Here is a 1,863-nt window from a genome sequence, read left to right as displayed (position 1 = left end):
TTCGCGGGCGTACCACAACCCGGAGACATCCTTCAGGAAGAAGTGCCCCACGTCGATCTGGGCCGCATCGCCGCGCAATCGGCCAAGCAGGTCATCCTGCAACGCGTCAGCGAGGCCGAACGGGATCGCAAGTAAGAGGAATTCAAGGACCGCGCCGGCACCATCATCAACCGAGTCGTCAAGCGCGAGGAATACGGCAACATCATCGTCGATGTCGGCCGGGGCGAGGCGATCCTGCGCCGCAACGAAAAGATCGGGCGCGAAAGCTATCGTCCGAACGACCGGATCCGCCCCTAAGTCAAGGAAGTGCGCCCCGAAACACGCCGACCCCAGATATTCCAGACGCGCACCGATCCGCAATACATGGCCGAGCTGTTCAAGATGGAGGTGCCGGAAATCTATGACAGCATCATCGAGATCAAGGCCGTGGCCCGTGACCCCGGCAGCCGCGCCAAGATCGCCGTGATTTCCTATGACAACAGCATCGACCCGGTCGGGGCCTGCGTCGGCATGCGCGGCAGCCGCGTGCAGGCCGTGGTTGGCGAATTGCAGGGTGAAAAGATCGACATCATTACCTGGAACGAGGATCAGGCAACCTTTCTGGTCAACGCCCTGCAACCGGCCGAGGTCAGCAAGGTCGTGTTCGACGAAGAGGCGAACAAGATCGAGGTCGTGGTGCCCGACGAACAGCTTAGCCTTGCCATCGGTCGTCGCGGCCAGAATGTGCGCCTGGCCAGCCAACTGACGGGTCTGGACATCGACATCCTGACCGAGGAAGAAGAATCCAAGCGTCGTCAGGCCGAATTCAACGCCCGGACCAGACTGTTCATGGATGCGCTGGATCTGGACGAATTCTTTGCGCAGTTGCTGGTGGCCGAGGGCTTTACCGATCTGGAAGAGGTCGCCTATGTCGAACAGGACGAGCTTTTGTCCATTGAAGGCGTGGATGAAGGCACCGCCGAGGAATTGCAGGCCCGCGCCCGCGACGTGCTGGAGGCCCGCGCCAAGGCCGCGCTGGAATCGGCGCGCGCTTTGGGGGCCGAAGACAGCCTGATCCAGTTCGAGGGCCTGACCCCACAGATGGTCGAGGCACTGGCCAAGGACGGCGTCAAGACGCTGGAGGATTTCGCCACCTGCGCCGACTGGGAACTGGCCGGCGGCTGGACCACGGTGGACGGGCAGCGCGTCAAGGATGACGGCCTGCTGGAACCCTTTGACATGTCGCTGGAAGAGGCGCAGACCCTTGTAATGACCGCCCGCGTGATGCTGGGCTGGGTCGATCCGGCCGAACTCGAACCCGATACGGTCGAGGACGGATCGGACACCGACGAGGAGGCCGGGGCGTGATGCCCCGGAGAGACGCGCTTGAGCCGCGGTGGACAACACAAGACCCACGATGAGCCCGAAAGGCGCTGCATCGTCACCGGCGAGGTGCAACCCAAGGTCGGGTTGATCCGATTCGTCGTTGGACCAGACGGTCTGATCATTCCGGACCTTGCCGAAAAGCTGCCGGGACGGGGGATTTGGGTCGAGGCACAGGCTGCCTCGATCGACAAGGCCGCCCGCAAGGGACTGTTCTCGCGCGCTGCAAAGGCGCAGGTCTCGGTGCCAGACGGGCTGGCCGCGATGGTCGAGGCCGGACTGGCCCGGCGGGTGGTGGAACTGGTCTCGCTCGCCCGGAAATCGGGCAAGGCGGTGGCCGGGTTTGAAAAGGTGAAAGGTTGGCTGGCTGAAAGCAGGGCAAAGGTACTGCTGCAGGCCAGCGACGGTTCGGAACGCGGCAAGGGCAAACTGTGGACGCCGACTGGCGGGCGCTGGTTCGGCTGCCTGACCGCGGCAGAATTGGGTTTGTCCTTCGGGCGC

1 protein-coding gene and 1 pseudogene are annotated in these 1,863 nt (G+C 63.4%); both read left to right on the top strand.

Translation table 11 applies throughout. The features are described 5' to 3' along the window. A pseudogene (gene nusA / locus ACK5L9_RS04830) lies at positions 1–1,347 on the top strand (transcription termination factor NusA); the annotation flags it as partial. 18 nt (positions 1,348–1,365) lie between these two features. Continuing rightward, positions 1,366–1,863 (top strand): RNA-binding protein (locus ACK5L9_RS04825; protein WP_416910317.1); only part of this gene is annotated, 498 nt, incomplete at its 3' end.

Source organism: Paracoccus sp. (in: a-proteobacteria), assembly GCF_047973135.1.
Classification (GTDB): domain Bacteria; phylum Pseudomonadota; class Alphaproteobacteria; order Rhodobacterales; family Rhodobacteraceae; genus Paracoccus.
This window is presented reverse-complemented; position numbering and strand designations above follow the sequence as displayed.